This window comes from Brachybacterium sp. JB7 (assembly GCF_003335205.1).
Classification (GTDB): domain Bacteria; phylum Actinomycetota; class Actinomycetes; order Actinomycetales; family Dermabacteraceae; genus Brachybacterium; species Brachybacterium alimentarium.
The window spans coordinates 1-15,784 of the sequence record NZ_QPGN01000033.1 but is presented as its reverse complement, the minus strand read 5'-3'; the positions used below and the strand labels follow the sequence as shown (position 1 = coordinate 15,784).

The 15,784-nt window shown below is 72.3% G+C and carries 14 protein-coding genes and 1 pseudogene; 4 read left to right on the top strand and 11 right to left on the bottom strand.

What is annotated here, in order from left to right; all coding sequences use genetic code 11:
• Positions 1-255: 255 nt before the first annotated feature.
• Both CIK81_RS17605 and CIK81_RS17600 read right to left on the bottom strand, forming a co-directional pair.
• Positions 256-1,104 (bottom strand): aldo/keto reductase, encoded by an 849-nt coding sequence (locus CIK81_RS17605; protein ID WP_114311304.1) that lies wholly within the window; start codon positions 1,102-1,104, stop codon positions 256-258.
• Between the two features lie 451 nt (positions 1,105-1,555).
• Positions 1,556-3,268, bottom strand: a complete 1,713-nt coding sequence (locus CIK81_RS17600; RefSeq protein WP_096164284.1) for an IlvD/Edd family dehydratase — start codon at positions 3,266-3,268, stop codon at positions 1,556-1,558.
• 123 nt (positions 3,269-3,391) lie between these two features.
• Between CIK81_RS17600 and CIK81_RS17595 the strand changes: the two genes are divergently transcribed.
• Positions 3,392-4,408 (top strand): zinc-binding dehydrogenase, encoded by a 1,017-nt coding sequence (locus tag CIK81_RS17595; protein WP_114311305.1) that lies wholly within the window; start codon positions 3,392-3,394, stop codon positions 4,406-4,408.
• Between the two features lie 31 nt (positions 4,409-4,439).
• Here CIK81_RS17595 and CIK81_RS17590 read toward each other — a convergent pair whose 3' ends face one another.
• Entirely contained in the window at positions 4,440-4,907 is a 468-nt protein-coding gene (locus CIK81_RS17590) for an NUDIX domain-containing protein (protein WP_114311306.1), read from the bottom strand.
• Positions 4,904-5,554 carry a PTS sugar transporter subunit IIA gene (locus CIK81_RS17585; protein ID WP_114311307.1) on the bottom strand — a complete coding sequence of 217 codons (651 nt, stop codon included), beginning with the start codon at positions 5,552-5,554 and terminating at the stop codon, positions 4,904-4,906. The genes CIK81_RS17590 and CIK81_RS17585 overlap by 4 nt, the downstream gene beginning before the upstream one ends.
• 361 nt (positions 5,555-5,915) lie before the next feature.
• Between CIK81_RS17585 and CIK81_RS17580 the strand changes: the two genes are divergently transcribed.
• Positions 5,916-6,872, top strand: a complete 957-nt coding sequence (locus tag CIK81_RS17580; RefSeq protein ID WP_096164288.1) for a sugar-binding transcriptional regulator — start codon at positions 5,916-5,918, stop codon at positions 6,870-6,872.
• A 298-nt stretch (positions 6,873-7,170) separates the two neighbouring features.
• Here the strand turns inward: CIK81_RS17580 and CIK81_RS17575 are convergent, their stop codons facing one another.
• On the bottom strand, positions 7,171-8,067 hold the full coding sequence (locus tag CIK81_RS17575; RefSeq protein ID WP_114355978.1) for an aminotransferase class IV: 897 nt from the start codon (positions 8,065-8,067) through the stop codon (positions 7,171-7,173).
• A 263-nt stretch (positions 8,068-8,330) separates the two neighbouring features.
• On the opposite strand from CIK81_RS17575, the gene CIK81_RS17570 reads away from it, so the two are divergent.
• A complete protein-coding gene (locus CIK81_RS17570) occupies positions 8,331-9,323 on the top strand; it encodes a DMT family transporter (protein WP_241964261.1) in 993 nt (330 codons plus the stop codon).
• Between the two features lie 31 nt (positions 9,324-9,354).
• Here the strand turns inward: CIK81_RS17570 and CIK81_RS17565 are convergent, their stop codons facing one another.
• The 3 genes from CIK81_RS17565 to CIK81_RS17555 form a co-directional block, all read right to left on the bottom strand.
• Positions 9,355-10,176: a hypothetical protein gene (locus CIK81_RS17565; RefSeq protein WP_241964260.1), complete on the bottom strand. Its 822-nt coding sequence runs from the start codon at positions 10,174-10,176 to the stop codon at positions 9,355-9,357.
• Positions 10,177-10,517: 341 nt separating this feature from the next.
• Positions 10,518-11,834 (bottom strand): galactokinase family protein, encoded by a 1,317-nt coding sequence (locus CIK81_RS17560; RefSeq protein WP_199586413.1) that lies wholly within the window; start codon positions 11,832-11,834, stop codon positions 10,518-10,520.
• On the bottom strand, positions 11,831-12,664 hold the full coding sequence (locus CIK81_RS17555; RefSeq protein WP_241964259.1) for a nucleotidyltransferase family protein: 834 nt from the start codon (positions 12,662-12,664) through the stop codon (positions 11,831-11,833). The genes CIK81_RS17560 and CIK81_RS17555 overlap by 4 nt, the downstream gene beginning before the upstream one ends.
• 150 nt (positions 12,665-12,814) lie before the next feature.
• On the opposite strand from CIK81_RS17555, the gene CIK81_RS17550 reads away from it, so the two are divergent.
• Positions 12,815-13,237: a DUF2695 domain-containing protein gene (locus tag CIK81_RS17550; protein ID WP_096164291.1), complete on the top strand. Its 423-nt coding sequence runs from the start codon at positions 12,815-12,817 to the stop codon at positions 13,235-13,237.
• Here CIK81_RS17550 and CIK81_RS17545 read toward each other — a convergent pair.
• From CIK81_RS17545 to CIK81_RS18800, 3 genes and pseudogenes are all read right to left on the bottom strand, one after another.
• Positions 13,225-14,370, bottom strand: a complete 1,146-nt coding sequence (locus tag CIK81_RS17545) for a cysteine desulfurase family protein (protein WP_096164292.1) — start codon at positions 14,368-14,370, stop codon at positions 13,225-13,227. The two genes, CIK81_RS17550 and CIK81_RS17545, sit on opposite strands and share 13 nt — an antisense overlap.
• 18 nt (positions 14,371-14,388) lie before the next feature.
• Positions 14,389-15,384 (bottom strand): carboxylating nicotinate-nucleotide diphosphorylase, encoded by a 996-nt coding sequence (gene nadC, locus CIK81_RS17540; RefSeq protein WP_096164293.1) that lies wholly within the window; start codon positions 15,382-15,384, stop codon positions 14,389-14,391.
• A pseudogene (locus tag CIK81_RS18800) lies at positions 15,378-15,784 on the bottom strand (L-aspartate oxidase); the annotation flags it as partial. The gene nadC and the pseudogene CIK81_RS18800, both read right to left, overlap by 7 nt.

Genomic DNA, 15,784 nt, shown 5'->3' with positions numbered 1-15,784 from the left:
CGGCACGGCCCCTCGGCACGGCACAGCTCCGGACCGGCACGGCACGGTACGGGCCGGGCGGCACGGGCGAGCCGAGCGGGCCGGCGGGCCTGGCGAGCCAGGTCGTCCGGATGGCACGGACGACGCCCGGTGCACCACGGGCCCGGCCTCCCCCGCCGCTGCGGGAGGGGCCGAGCCCGACATGGGGTGTCGACAGCGGGCGAGGGACGCTCACCGACCGATGGTCGACGACGGGCCGTCGGCGCCGTCCTGCGGTCAGGCGCCCTGGTGCGCGATCATGTCGTCCGGGTTGCCGCCCTGACGGCCAGCCTCACCCTTGTGCAGGCCGGTGATCTGCGCGATCTCGTCATCGCTGAGCTCGACCTCGAGGGAGGCGAAGTTCGAGATGATGCGCTCGGGCGTCACGGACTTGGGGATCACCACGTTGCCCAGCGCCAGATTCCAGGCGATGACGACCTGCGCCGGGCTCGCGCTGTGGGTCTCGGCGATCTTCTGGACGACGGGGTCCTCGAGCTCGCCGCCGCCCTGACCCAGCGGCGACCAGGACTCGGTGACGATGTTCTTGGAGGCGTGGAACTCGCGCAGCTCGGGCTGGTTGAAGTACGGGTGCAGCTCGATCTGGTTGAGCACGGGCAGCACACCGGTCTCGGCCTCGAGCTTCTCGAGGTCCTCGATGCGGAAGTTGGACACCCCGATGGAGCGGATGCGGCCCTGCTCCTGCAGCTCCACGAGCGCCTTCCAGGTCTCCACCGCGAGGCCCTTCGACGGCGCGGGCCAGTGGATCAGGTAGAGGTCGAGCTCATCGAGGCCGAGGTCGGCCATGGTGGCGTCGAAGGAGGCGAGCGTCTTGTCGCGGCCCTGGTCCTGGTTGGGAACCTTGGAGGTCACGAACACGTCGTCGCGCTCCAGGCCGGCAGCCTTCAGGGCGCGCCCCACGCCGGCCTCGTTGTTGTAGCCGCGGGCGGTGTCGACGTGGCGGTAGCCGGCCTCGAGGGCCTTGACGACGACGTCGGCCGCGATATCGTTCTCGACCTGCCACACGCCGTAGCCGAGCTGCGGGATGGACCGGCCGTCGTGGAAGGTGACAGAGGGAGAGACAGGCATGATGCTCCTCGAGATCGGGACGCGGCGCCGTGCCGCACTGCAATGACCCCACCAGGCTAACGCTTTCCCCCTGCCTCTGACCAGGGCCGACGCCGCCCCCTCGGCGCGGGGCGCGATCCTCTCCACCCGGCGACCCTCTCCACCGGGCGATCGTCTCCCCCGGCACCCCTCTCCGCCCGGCGGTCTTCTCCACCCGTCGGTCTTCTCCACCCAGCGGTCTTCTCCGCCCGGCGAGGCGAGAAATGTACCGACACGACCGATGCTGCGCCCGACATCGGTCGTCCGGGGACAAAACTGGGCGCAGAACGCGAAGCGAGGAGTGGAGAACCCCGAGCGCGCCAGGCGAGCGGGATGCGCGCGTGCGCGGCCGGTGCAGCATGACCAGCGCAGCACGACCACCGCAGCACGGCCAGTGCGGCACGCTCACCGCAGCACGACCAGTGCAGCACGGTCAGTGCGACTCGCGCGGCACCTCGGAGCCACTGGCGCCGACGAGGAAGTCCAGGTCAGCGCCCGTATCTGCCTGCTGCACGTGGTCCACGTACAGCCGCTCCCAGCCGCGCTGCGGGTTCGCGAAGGCCTCGGTCATCGCGGCCGACGGCTCGCGCGCGGCGAGCTCCTCCGCGCTCAGCTCCACGTCGAGGCGTCGCCCGGCGACGTCCAGCACGATCCAGTCGCCGGTGCGCACCAGGGCGAGAGGTCCGCCGGCGGCGGCCTCGGGCGCGACGTGCAGCACCACGGTGCCGTAGGCGGTGCCGGACATGCGACCGTCGCAGATCCGCACCATGTCGCGCACTCCCTGCTCGAGCAGCTTGGTGGGCAGGGGCATGTTCGAGACCTCGGGCATGCCCGGATAGCCCTTGGGGCCGCAGCCGCGCAGGATCATCACGGAGTCGGCGTCGACATCGAGCTCAGGGTCGTCGATCCGCTCGTGGAAGTCCTCGATGCTGTCGAACACGAGCGCCCGGCCCCGATGCTGGAGCAGGTCCGGAGTCGCGGCGGCGGGCTTGATGATCGCGCCGTCGGGCGCGAGGTTTCCGCGCAGCAGGGCGATGCCGGCGTCGGCCTGGAGCGGGCTCTCACGCACGGAGATCACCTCGCGGTCAAAGATCTCCGCGGCGTCGAGATAGTCCACGAGCGGCCTGCCGGTGATGGTGAGCGCCTCGGGATCCAGCAGGTCCTTCACCTCACGGAGCACGGCGAGCAGGCCGCCGGCACGGAAGAGGTCCTCCATGAGGTGGCGTCCGGCGGGCTGGAGATCCACCAGCAGCGGCACGCGGGCACCGATGCGGTCGAAGTCCTCGACAGTGAGGTCGATCCCGAGCCGGCCGGCGATCGCCAGCAGGTGCACGACAGCGTTGGTGGAGCCGCCGATCGCGGCGAGCGCGACGATCGCGTTGTGGAAGGAACCCTTGGTGAGGAAGGTCGACGGGGTGCGCCCGTCCTTCACGAGGTCCACGGCCAGACGACCGGTGAGCTGAGCGGCCTCGCTGAGACGGGCGTCGGCCGCGGGAGTGCCGGCGATGCCGGGGACGATCGTGCCCAGCGCCTCGGCGACCAGCGCCATCGTCGAGGCGGTGCCCATGGTGTTGCAGTGCCCGGCGCTGCGGATCATCGCAGATTCGGAGCGGGTGAAATCGTCCTGGGAGAGCTTCCCGGCGCGCACCTCCTCGCTGAGCTTCCACACCCCGGTGCCGCAGCCCAGCGGCGCCCCGCGGAAGGTGCCGTTGAGCATCGGGCCGCCGGGGATCACCACGGCGGGGATGTCCACGCTGGCGGCGGCCATGAGCAGGGACGGGATCGTCTTGTCGCAGCCGCCCAGCAGCACGACGCCGTCGATGGGGTTCGCGCGCAGCATCTCCTCGGTGCTCATCGCGGCCATGTTCCGCCAGAGCATCGCGGTGGGGCGCACGTTGGTCTCGCCGAGGGACACGACGGGCAGCTCCTGAGGCACGCCCCCGGCCTCGAGGATCCCGTTCTTCACGAACTGGGCGACGCCGGTGAGGTGCGCGTTGCAGGGGGTGAGGTCGCTCGCGGTGTTGGCGATCGCGATCTGCGGGCGCCCACGGAAGGCGTCGTCGGGCACCCCGCGACGCATCCACGCACGGTGGATATAGGCGTTGCGGTCCTCGCCCGCGTACCACTGGTTGCTGCGGAGCTCCATTGCTGATCCCATTCCCCGGCGCGGCCGTCTACTACTGTGTGGAACGCCTGCATGCTACGTCACACCGGACCCTCGCTGACCGACGAGTCCGCAGGTGGGGCCCACCTCGACAGGAGACCTCCGATGCGCGCCCTCATGATCACCGCCCCTGGCGAGGCCGCCGTCCACGACGTCGACCCGCCGGTGGCCGCTCCCGGCGAGGTGGTCGTGGACGTGGAGCGCGCGGGCATCTGCGGCACCGACGCCGAGTTCTACTCCGGGCATATGGCCTACCTGCGCTCCGGGCACGCCCGCTTCCCGATGCGCATCGGGCACGAGTGGATGGGCACGGTCGCGACCGTCGGCCAGGGGGTGGATCCGGCATGGATCGGCCGACGGGTCATGGGCGACACCATGCTGGGCTGCGGCACCTGCCGGCGCTGCCGGCGCGGGGCTCAGCACGTGTGCGAGGACCGCCAGGAGGTGGGCATCCGGGGGCATCGCCACGGCGCCCTCGCAGAGCAGGTCACCGTGCCCGCGTCGTCGCTGCATCACCTTCCCGACACCCTCGACCCGGCGCCCGGGGCACTGGTCGAGCCCGGCGGGAACGCCCTGCGCGCCGTGCAGGGCGCACGCCTCTCCCCCGGTGACCGCGTGCTGATCATGGGCCCCGGCACGATCGGGCTGCTGTGCGCGCTGTTCGCCCGGGCGGCCGGCGCCGAGGTGCATGTGCTGGGCCTGCCGGGCCCGGGGCTGGACTTCGCGCGCACCCTCGGGCTGGAGAACCTCTGGACCCAGGAGACCCTCCCGGACCTGCCCCTGGACGCGATCATCGATGCCGCGACCTCCTCGGAGCTGCCGGGCTGGGCGCTGTCCCGGGTGGAGCCGGGCGGGCGACTGGTGCTGATCGGTCTCGCCGGGGAGCCCAGCCGGATCGATGCCCGCGACCTCGTGCTCGGGGACATCACCGCCGTCGGCGTGCTGAGCGCCTCCCCCGCCCTGGAGGAGACCATCGCGCTCTACGCCGCGGGCACCGTGGATCCGCGCCCGCTGATCGCGGCGACCATCGGGCTCGACCAGGTGGCAGACGTCCTGGCGGGCACGCGTCCGCCCGGGTCCGGTCCGGGCCCGAAGATCCACATCGATCCGCGTCGACGCTGACCCGCAGCGCTCGGTGCTCAGAGCCCAGCTCTCAGAGGCCGCAGACTCCCAGCGACATCGGTCGGCTGGAGGGATCCGCTTCGAGCCACCGGGCAAGCTCCACGGGATGCACGGTGTAGTCGCCGAGCGAATTCAGCGGCAGCCAGGCCGTGCCCGCCTGCCCCGGGTCGGGCTCGGTGCCCTCGCCGGGCTCCTCCCCCTCGCCCAGACCGCACCAGTAGGCGACGTTGACCTGGTGGAACGGCGGGATCGGCGTGCCGTCGACCATGCGTCTGTCGGTCATGATCTCGAACAGGCACGCCACCTGATACACCTCGACCCGCGCCCCGATCTCCTCGCGGCATTCGCGGATCATCGCCGCGACCTGGTCCTCGCTGTGCTCCTGGCCGCCACCGGGCAGCGCGAACACGTGGGTACCGTCCGGATCGATGTAGCGGTTCATGAGCACCTGTCCGTCGCGGACGATCAGTGCCTTCACTCCCAGTCGCGGAGTCCTCACGCGCTCTCCCCTTCGGTGCCGTCCATCTCGGTGCCGTCCATCTCGGTGCCGTTCGACTCAGTGCCGTTCGACTCGGTGCCGTTCGACTCAGTGCCGTTCGACTCAGTGCCGTTCGTCGTCGGCCCGGGGTCGACGGTACCGCCGGCGAGGCGGGAGGATGCACGCTCGGCCAGCTCGTCGTCGTCGGCCGCAGCCAGCAGATCCTCGACCGCCGACCGATCGCGCAGCAGCCCCATCAGACGCTGGAGCGCCGTGAGGTGCGCTCGGGCGTCGGTGAGCAGCGGCATCACCACCAGACGCACGTCGACCGTCCCGCCGGAGCCGCCCATCTCGCCGAAGGGCACGGGGCGGGCGAGGCTCGCGATCGCGAGGCCCGGGGTGAGCACGTGCTCGGGGTCGGCATGCGGGATCGCGGTGGGGATCGGGGTGGGCAGACCGGTCGGGTACTGCTGCTCGCGGATCCGCAGCGCTTCGGGGAAGTCCAGGTCCACGGCGCCGGCGTCGAGCAGCCGCCCGGACAGCGAGCGCAGCACGTCCTCCGCGTCGGAGACGTCCAGGTGGGCCACCACGACGGAGAGGTCCCAGGGCACCGGCGCCCGCGCGCCGTCGTCGGCTGCGGCATCGTGCGGTGGCGGAACTGAACTCATGGGGCCTCCCTCATCGGTGGACCGATTCTGTCATCTGCACCGCGGTGCACTGCGTACGCTGGACATATTCGCCCCGGGCGCGTCCCCGCATCCCTGCGTCGCCGCGCCTCCCGGAGCGGTGTCCCGCAGCGCCCCACCAAGATCCTCTTCCCAGGATCCAGCGCCTCACACCCCGCCCTTCCACCGAGCGCCTCGTATCCCGCCCGCAGGCCCAGCGCCGCGCGCCGAGCCCGCACACCAAGCACCTCGCACCTCGCACCTCGCACCTCGCACCTCGCACCTCGCACCTCGCACCTCGCACCTCGCACCTCGCACCTCGCACCTCGCACCTCGCACCGAACCCATCAGACCAGGAGTGCCCATGCCCGCACCTCGCGACACCTCCGTGATCGTGCGGGCCGCCCGGCTCTACTACGAGCAGGGCCGCTCGCAGACGGAGGTCGCCTCCGAGCTGGGGCTCTCACGCTCGAACGTCTCCCGGATCCTCACCCAGGCGCGGGACCGCGGGATCGTCGAGATCGCGATCCATGACCCCGACGGGCCGCCGCGCCGCGACGAGGCCCTCGAGGCAGCACTGCGGGCAGCGTTCTCCCTGCGCGAGGCCCACGTCGTCTCCGCCCCGCGCACCTCGGCCATGGAGTCCGTCGCCCGCGAGGGCGCCGGCGTGATCAGCGCACGGGCCACGCAGGTGGCCAGCATCGGCGTCTCGTGGGGGCAGACGATGCAGAGCGTGGTCGCCGAGCTCGAGACCCAGCATCTGCGGCCGACGCCGCGCGTCCTCCCCCTGGTGGGTGGGCACAGCTCCCTGGACCAGTTCGACTCCGGCGAGTCCGTGGTGCGTGTGCTCGCCTCCCGGCTCGGTGCCCGGCCCGAGACGCTCTACGCCCCCGCGGTGCTCGAATCGGCAACGACCGTGAGCAGCCTGCGCGCCGAGTCCAGCATCGGCTCGGTGCTCGAGGCCGCCGCGCGAGTGGAGCTCGCCGTGGTCGGCATCGGCTCGATGGGCGTGCACTCCTCGCCGCACGTGCTCAGCCTGATGGCGCTCAGCGACGCCGAGCGTGCGGCCTTCGAGGCGCAGCATCCGGCCGGTGACGTGTGCGGACGTTTCATCGATGCGCACGGGATCCCGCTCGGGGCGCCGACGGATCAGCGCGTCCTGGCGGTGACCTTCTCCGAGCTGCTGCGCATCCCCGAGGTGCTGGGCATCGCGGCGGGGGTCGAGCGGGCCCCCGGTGTGCTCGGGGTGCTGCGCAGCGGCGTCATCGACACGCTCGTCGTCGACACGGACCTGGCCCGCGAGCTCCTCGCCCGCACCTGACGTGCGTCGGCCCGCACCACGCGCCCCGTTTGTCCTCACGCGCAACGGCTGCCCTCCGCAAATGTGAGCTGGGGACCTATGCGAGCAGCCCACATAGGTCCCCAGCTCACATTTACGGCCGCCGCCGGGGCAAGGCCAGGCCAACGGGGCGAACGAGGCCAGCCGGACAAGGCCAGGCCAACGAGGCTAACGGGGCGGGCGAGGCCAGCCGGGCAAGGCCAGGCGAACGAGGGGAACGAGGCCGCCGAGCCGCGACCGAGCGAGCCGTGGCCAGGCGAGCGAGGACGGCGGAGTGGGGTCAGGCCCTGCCGGTGAGGAGGTCCTCGAAGCGGGCGGTGAGCCCGAGGTCCACGGGCAGCTCGGTGTCATCGAGGTGCGTGATCGGAGCGGCGAGGCGGGTCGAGGAGAGCAGCCAGGCACCGTCGGAGGTCGCAACGTCCTGCAGGCTCATCAGCTCCTCACCGGCCTCGTAGCCCTCGTCCTGCAGGGCGGCGAGCAGAGTGTTCACGCAGGTTCCCGGCAGCACACCCGCGCTCACCGGGGTGGTGAGGAAGGCGTCGCCGCGGCGCACCAGCAGGGTCGACGTCGGCCCTTCGAGCACGTATCCGTCGGTCGCGACGAACAGCGCGTCCTGTGCGCCCCGGCGCGTCGCCTCGCGGACGGCCGCCATGTTCACGGCATAGCTGAGCGTCTTCGCGCCCTGCAGCAGCCAGGGGCTCTCGTCGAAGACGGTCGTGGAGAGTCCACGGTCCAGAGAGGCCACCCGGATCCCGGTGCGATAGGGGGCCCAGTCGGCGGAGACGTGGGCGTCGATCCAGCAGGTCGGGGTGTCCTCGCCCTCGATGCCGCGGGAGTACATGACGCGGATCGTCAGCTCAGGGACGTCGGCATGCGCCTCGATCGCCGCGTAGACCGCGGCCGCGATGACCTCCTGGTCCGGGGCGGGCAGCTCGAGCAGAGAAGCGCTGCGGGCGAGGCGCGCCAGGTGAGGGCCGACGTTGATCGGCGTGCCGTCGAAGGCTCCGATGGTCTCGAAGATGCCGTCGCCGCGCGTCACGACCAGATCCGTGATCGACAGCTGCGCGACGGCAGGATCGGCCAGCCGGAACGGAGCGCTGCCGTCGGCCGGAGCTCCCGCCGCTCCGGGGACGAGGACGAGAACCGGTGCGGGGGTGTCCGTGCTGGACGAGGTCATGGCGCTGCTCCTGGTCGTGACGTCTCAGGCTCGAGACGCTGGGACGTCCAGGGTAGACCCCGTCTCCAACGCCCTCGCTCCCCTGTGAGGCCGACCGGGCCCCTGCAGGTCCGCGCGAAGGACGCGCCAGGCCGCTCACCGAGCGTGCGGAGCCGCTCGAAGGACGCGCGAGACCGCCCACCGAGCGTGCTGGCCCGCTCGAAGGACGCGCGAGACCGCTCACCGAGCGTGCGGGGCCGCTCACAGGTCGTACAGTTCCCCTCGTGACAGGACCTGCCTCGCACGCCACTCCCCAACCACCTGCCGGCACCACCGCACCGTCCCGGGCGACCCACCGGCCCGCGCCCTGGTGGGCCGTGCCGGCAGCGATCGTGTGCGGCGTGATGGGCGCGATCCAGGCCCGCATCAACTCCGACCTGGCCGCCGAGCTGGACGACGGCTTCGCCGCGTCGGCGATCTCCTTCGGCACCGGGCTCGTGATCCTGCTGCTGCTCCTGGTGATCATGCCGACGGTGCGCCATCTCGCCGCCCGGTTCTGGCGGGAACTGCGCAGTCGCGAGTTCCCCTGGTATCTCGCGATCGGGGGCGTGGGCGGCGCCGTCTACGTGCTCGGGCAGGCCTTCTCCGTCTCCCTGCTCGGGGTGGCGCTGTTCATCGTGTGCGTGGTCGCCGGGCAGACGGTCACCGGGCTCGTCGTGGACCGGGTGGGGCTCGGCCCCGGCGGGGTCCGTCACCTGACCCCGTTGCGGGTGCTCGGGGCAGCCCTGATGGTGGTCTCGGTGGTTCTCGCGATGTCCCGGGGATTCAGCACCCAGGCGCCCTGGTACCTGCTCGCGCTCCCGATGGTCGCGGGGGTGGCGATGGGTCTGCAGCAGGCGACCAATGGTCGGGTCACCCAGCACAGCGGGCATTTCCTGGTCGCGACGCTCGGCAACTTCGTGGTGGGCACTGCCGTGCTGGCCCTGGCGGCGTCGATGCACATGCTGGCGGCCGGAGCGCCCCAGGCACTGCCCCCGAACCCCCTGCTCTACCTCGGCGGGCCGATCGGCATCGTGTTCATCGCGATGGCCGCGTACCTCGCCGGGCCGCTCGGCGTGCTGACCTTGGCGATGTCGACCATCGCCGGGCAGATCGTGGGATCCGTGGTGATCGATGCGATCGCCGCTCCCGGGCACCTCACTGTGACCACGGTCGCTGGAGCCGCGCTCACGCTGCTGGCCGCAGTCCTCGCCGCCTCCAGTCGACGCCGGGCCTGAGGGGCCGTCCCTCAGGGAGAGATCAACGAGGTCAGTCGGTGTGGAGCGTGACCAGGCGGCCGCGGTCACGCCAGGCGATGCGCAGGTCCAGCGGGTCCCCGGGCACGTCGGCGTCGATCAGGTCGACGCGGGCGCCCACCGGGGCTGCGCGCAGATCGGCGACCAGGAGAGCGCCGTCGGGCAGGGCGTCGATCCCGGAGGCGGAGGCGTCCTGCAGGGGGACGACGGCCGTGTCCTGCCCGGCAGCCCCCTCGTACTCGTCCTCGTCCTCCCCCGCGCCGACGATCGCGGCGAAGAGGTGCTGGTCCATGAGCTCCTGCGCGGCCTCGGCGCGGGCATCGCCCTTCGTGTCGGGCTCGTCCCCCCGCTGAGCCAGAGCCTGCAGCGAGGCCTCGAGCGCGTCGGCGAAGCGCTCGAGGTAGGAGAGCAGATCCGGGGCGGCGAGCTGGAGGGCGAGGTCCTCGCCGATGCCGTAGACCACACCGGGTGCACCGTCGTCATCGAGGGTGAGGACCACCGCGACCTCCGGGGTCTCGTACAGCGGGTAGAAGGTGGTGGCCTTCCCCAGCAGCGTGTACGGGCCCACATCGGTGCGGTCCTCGATCAGGAGCATCAGCACGGGGATCCCGCACAGCTCGATGCCGCCGAGCTCGTCGAGGATCTGCTCGAGAGCGGGCGGCGGATCCGCGGCCGTGTCCTCCTCCGCGAGGGCGGCCCCCGGGACGAGCGTGACGTCCTGCTCGTGGGTGCGGGCCAGCGAGGCGATCCGGTCGAGGATCGGGCGCGCCTCCCGCAGCGGGATCACAGGGGCTTCGGTGGGCCAGGGCAGGGAGGAGTTCATCGGTGTGCTCACGGTGTCATCGTGGCACAGCACCTCGCGCCCGGCCCCGGTCGGGGGCTGCACTCCGCGCACGGCGTACCGGATCCGCCGCGGATCACAGAGCCTCCCCCGATCCGACGTCCCCTGCGCCCCCGATCCGACGTCTCCTGCGCCCGCGATCCGACGTCCACTCTTGCCGCGGTCCGACGTCCCCTCTTGCCGCGGTCCGACGTCTCCTCCGGCCGACGGGCCCGGTCGACGCCGTCACGTCGATAGCCCCCGATCCGACGCCGTCACGTCGGCGGACCCCACTCTCACGTCGTCACGTCGACGGACCTCGATCCGAGGCCCGCAGGCGTCGGCCCGAACGCGTCTCAGCTGGCCAGACGACGCGCAGCGCCTCCGGGCCGGGTGATCGCGGTGGTGGCGTCCGCGCGGCCGGGGAACTCGGCGCGATAGGCGTCCAGCCAGCGGGCGGCGAACTGCTCGGCCCCGTCGGCCGGCACCAGAGCCCACGCGCTGCCGCCGAAGCCGGCTCCGAAGGCGCTCGCGGCATGGGCGCCCACGGTGCGGGCCAGGCGCGGCAGAGCGATCGTCTCGGGGACCTGGTTGCGCAGACCGTCCTCCGCGCCGGCCTGGGACTCGTCGACCAGGCGGCCGAACTCCTCCAGGTCGCCCTCCTCGAGGGCGAGGGCCGCGGCGGGGATGATCCGCTCGGACTCGGCGAGGAACTGCTCGAGGCGGCCGACGAGGTAGTCATCGTCGGCCGCGAGCTCCCGCAGTCGGCGCACGGCGCCGGGCCCCGAGGAGACGGCCTCGGCGAGGGAGGCGTCGTCTCGGCCGGTCGCCTCCTGCCAGCGGTGCAGGATCGAGGAGACCGCGAGAGAGACCCGGTTGTAGTCGTCGCGGGCGGCACCGGTCTTCGCGGCCTCGACACCGCTGACGGCGACCACGAAGGTCAGAGAGTCGTCGACGTCGATGGTGCGCTCGTGGCGCACCGGACAGAAGGAGTACTGGACGAGGGCCCCGGGCCGGCCGCACAGCATCGCGGTGTGGTCCTCGCTGCCGCCGAAGGTGCCCACGCCGCGATCCCCAGCGAGGCTGCCGAAGCTCTGCCCGTTCTCCGCGGTCCCGAGGTATTCGCCGAGCTGCTCGGTGGTGGTGATCTCGCGGGTGAAGACCGGATCCGCAGCGATCCCGGAGAGGTCGATGAGGGCGAGGGCGAGGCCGACGACGAGCGCCGAGGAGCTGGACATCCCGGCGGCGAGGGGCAGTGTCGAGGTCACGGTGACGTCCGCCCCGCGCAGCCGGCCGGGGAAGTTCTTCTCGAGCCGGTCGGCGACGGTGCGGACGTAGCCGCCCCAGTGCCCGTCGGCCTGATCGGCGGGGCGAGCCCCACCTGCATCGAGGTCGATGGTGACGGTGCCGTGGGCGACCTCGGAACGCACCTCCAGCACGCGGTCCTCGCGGGCGGTGGCGGTGACGGTGTGGCCGGTGTCGACCGCGGCGAGCAGGGAGCGCCCGCCGGCGTAGTCGGTGTGCTTGCCGAGCACCTCGATGCGCCCGGGCACGAACCAGCGCACGGTGTCCGAGGGGACGCCGTCGGAGGGCGTCCCCTCGGTGCGAGCATCGTCGGAGTGGGCGCCGTCGGACCGGGCACCGGCGAGCAGGGAGGCGAGGACGTCGCTCACAGGCGCACCTCGATCCCGGCGAGGGCGCCCTGGACGGCGGCGACATCGCTCCGCGAGGACATGTCCAGGACGCCCACGGCGGCAGGCACCACGGTGAAGGGCTCGCCCTCGGCGACCAGCAGGCGCACGGCGTCGATGATCTCGAGCTCGCCGCGCACGGAGGGCTCGATGCGCGCGCAGGCGTCGAAGATCGCGGGGGTGAACAGCCAGGCGTTCATGGAGACCGGGGCGGAGTCCCCATAGGCGGCGAGCGTGGCGGCATCGGGCTTCTCGACGATGTCGCGCAGATGGCCGCCCCCGTCGGCCGCGACGAGAGCGAAGGCGCGGATGCGCTCGGCGGGGATGTTGGAGTCGGTCACGAGGGCCTCGCGGTCGAAGCCGACCAGGGCGCTGCCCGGGGCTGCGGCGAGGGCGGCGAGCGCCTCGCGCGGGTAGTAGTTGTCGGAGTTCAGCACGATGACGCGCTGGTCGCCGGCGAAGTCGCGGGCCGCAGCGACGGCATCGCCGGTGCCCAGCGGTTCGGCCTGCACGGCGGTGGTGACGGTGACGCGGTCCCCGCTGACGGCGGCGGCGTACTCGCGCAGCACGTCGTGCTCGGGGCCGATGACCAGGCAGATCTCGGTGATGCCGACGTCCGCCAGCACGGAGATCACGTAGTCGAGGAAGGGCCGGCCCACGTCGATGAGGGCCTTCACGCCGCTCGCGGCGACGGCGGCCTGCTTCTCGTCGAGCTGGGCGGCGTCATCGGCCTTGCGCATGCGCGTCCCGAGCCCGCGGGCGAGGATCACGGCGCGGCGGACGGCGGGGTTCGAAGGGGTCTGCTCAGTCACGCCGAGAGTCTAACGGGGACCTCGGCCGGGCTCGGAACGTTTCACCCGGATCACCGCCCTGCGGCCGGGCCTTTCCTCCCCAGCACGACCCCCTCCACAGCCGGGCGCTTCCGCCCATGCACACCATGAGGGTGATGATCGACTGGATCCATGACATCAACCCCTCTCGACGAAGCCGAGGAGTACCTGCGGGACCTGGCGCGCCGGATGACCGATCCTGCCGACGGCGAGTGCCTCCACTGCTACGTCTTCCGCATGCTCACCTTCGGATGTGCCGGACTGCGATGGGCCCGGCGCTACCGCGAGGCGAGGGCTCCAGCCGCGACCGCCCTCGTGCGGAGGCTGCGATCCCGCGGCGCAGGCTGTGACTGCGAGATCTTCTGGAACGCCTTCACCCTGCGATCAGAGTTCATGGTCGTAAAGGCGTGGATGGATCCCGACCTCGGCCCGATGAAGGAAGACCCCGAGTATCCCGACCCGATGCCGGCGTGCCGCGGGGTGCGACGGGGCTCCACCCAGCCGTGCGCTCTGTGGCGTGCGCAATCTCGGTACGACCGGGGCTACGGCTGGTGACGACCCGTTTCAGGGGCGATGACCTGGCCGACCAGCGTGCCGACGGCTTCCAGCTGCTCGGCGGTGATACCGGCGGGCAGGGTGAAGCGCACAGCGGTCTGCGCCACCTCGCGAGGGATGCCCAGGGCGGTGAGAACGTGGCTGGGCTCGTCGCTGCCTGCCGCGCACGCCGAACCGCTCGAGGCGATCACGCCGCGCTCAGCGAGGTCCAGCAGGATCGATTCCCCGCTGCGCCCGGGCACGCAGAACGAGGCGTGCCCGGGAAGTCGGCCCGGGCCCGGTGCCGCGCCGGTCAGCAGCACGCCGTCCCGCGCGGCGAGGACCTGCTCGATGAAGGCGTCCCGTCGCGGCGCCAGGCGTGCCGCCTTCTCCTCCCGCTCGGCCTCGGAAAGCTCCAGGGCGACGGCGAGCGCGACCGCGAAGGCCACGTTCTCGGTGCCGGAGCGCCGAGCGTTCTCCTGGCCTCCGCCGTGGACCAGCGGTTCCACGGGCAGCCGCCCTCGGATCATCGCGGCGCCGATCCCCTTGGGGGCGCCGATCTTGTGCCCGGACAGGGTCAGCGCGTCGACGCCGAGTCCGCGCAGGTCGATCCAGCCGGCGGCCTGGACGGCGTCGGTGTGCACGAGCGCGCCCGAGGCGTGGGCGATCTCGGCCAGGGCACGGATGTCGTGGACGGTGCCGATCTCGTTGTTGGCCAGGCCCAAGCTGACCAGAGTGGTGTCCTCACGCAGCGAGGCGCCGAGGGCCTCCGGGGTCACGGTCCCGTCGGGCAGCACCTCGACGAAGGACACCTCGAAGCCGTGCACCCGCTGGAGGAACTCGACGCTGTGCAGGACGGCGTCGTGCTCGAGCGGCGAGGTGACCAGGTGCTTCCCGCGAGGAGAGGCGAGGGCGAGGCCCTTGATCGCGAGGTTCGCGGCCTCGGTGCCCCCGGCGGTGAACACGATGTCGCTGCGGCGCGCACCGAGCACGGCGGCGACCCGCCCGCGGGCATCGTGCAGGCCTGCCGCAGCCGCCTCGCCGACCTGATGATGGCTGGACGGGTTCCCGAAGGTGCCGGTCAGGTAGGGCCACGCGGCGTCGAGGGCCTCGCGGCGCACCGGGGTGGTGGCCGCGTTGTCGAGATAGAGCATGTCCAGTCCTCCGGGCGATCAGACCGTGACCGTGGCGGCGGCGGCGAGCGTGGTGTCCAGGCCGAGGTCGAGGTTCCGCACGGAGTGGGTGAGCGCACCAGAGGAGATGACGTCCACTCCGGTGCGGGCGATCTCGCCGACGGTCTCGAGGGTGACGGTGCCGCTGGCCTCGATGATCGCCCGACCACCGACGATCTCCACCCCGCGCGCGAGGTCCTCCAGGGAGAAGTTGTCGAGCATGATGATGTCGACACCGCCGGCGATCACGGGCTCGATCTGATCCAGACGGTCCACCTCCACCTCGAGCCGCGTGGTGTGGCCGAGCTGGGCGCGGGCGTGGCGGATCGCCTCGGTGAGGTCCAGGCCCTGCTGCTGCAGGATCGCGAGGTGGTTGTCCTTGGCCATCACGGCGTCCGAGAGCGAGAAGCGGTGGTTCACTCCCCCGCCGCTGCGGACGGCGTGCCGCTCGAGCGCCCGCAGGCCCGGAGTGGTCTTGCGGGTGTCGGTGATGCGCACCCCGGCGCCGTCGACGGCATCGACGAAGCGCCTGGTCAGCGTCGCGATCCCGGACATGCGCTGGGTGAAGTTCAGGGCGATGCGCTCTGCCTGCACAACGGCACGAGCCGGTCCGCTCACGGTCGCGAGCACGTCGTCGGCCTCGAAGCGGTCCCCGTCAGCGGCGTGCGCGGTGACCTCGACGGCGGGGTCGGTGAGGCGGAAGGCGGCGGCGAACACGTCGATCCCACTGAGCACGCCGGGCTCGCGCGCAGTCAGCTGCGCGGTCGCGGTGGCGTCAGCGGGAAGGAAGACCTGGCCGGTGAGGTCGCCCCAGGGGGCGTCCTCCGCGAGGGCGGCGGAGACGACGCGATCGATCTGGGCGGCAGGCAGCGTCGAGGACGCGCCAGGTGCAATGCGGGATGCGGCGCTCGGAGCGGCCGCGCCGGTCGGGACAGTCGGAGCGGCCGCGCCGGTCGGGGCAGTCGGAGTGGTCGGGCTGGTCGGGGCGTTCAGCATGCGAGGGCCTCCTGGGCGGAGTCGGGGACGGAGATCGGGGCGTCGAGGCGGTGGTGGGCACCGACGGACGCAGGCCGGTTGAGCGCGTGGGCGGTGAGCAGACGCGCGAGGTCGAGGAGGTTGCGGTCCTCGAGCGCGCGCACCGTGGTGAGCACGGACGGTGCCGGGCTGCGCCACGCGTTCAGCTGCGCGGCGGCGCCGGCCAGCTGGCTGCCGGTGCGCAGCAGTCCGGCCCGGCTCCACATGAGGTCCTGCAGGGCGGCGCGAGACCAGGCTCCGGCCGACTGGTCTGCTCGGGCCGCTCGGTCCACGGGGGCCGACGGGTCCGCTCGGGCCCTTCGGTCCACGCCGGCCGACGGGCCCGTCGGCGGCGACGGCTCGGCAGGCGACGGCTTGGCAG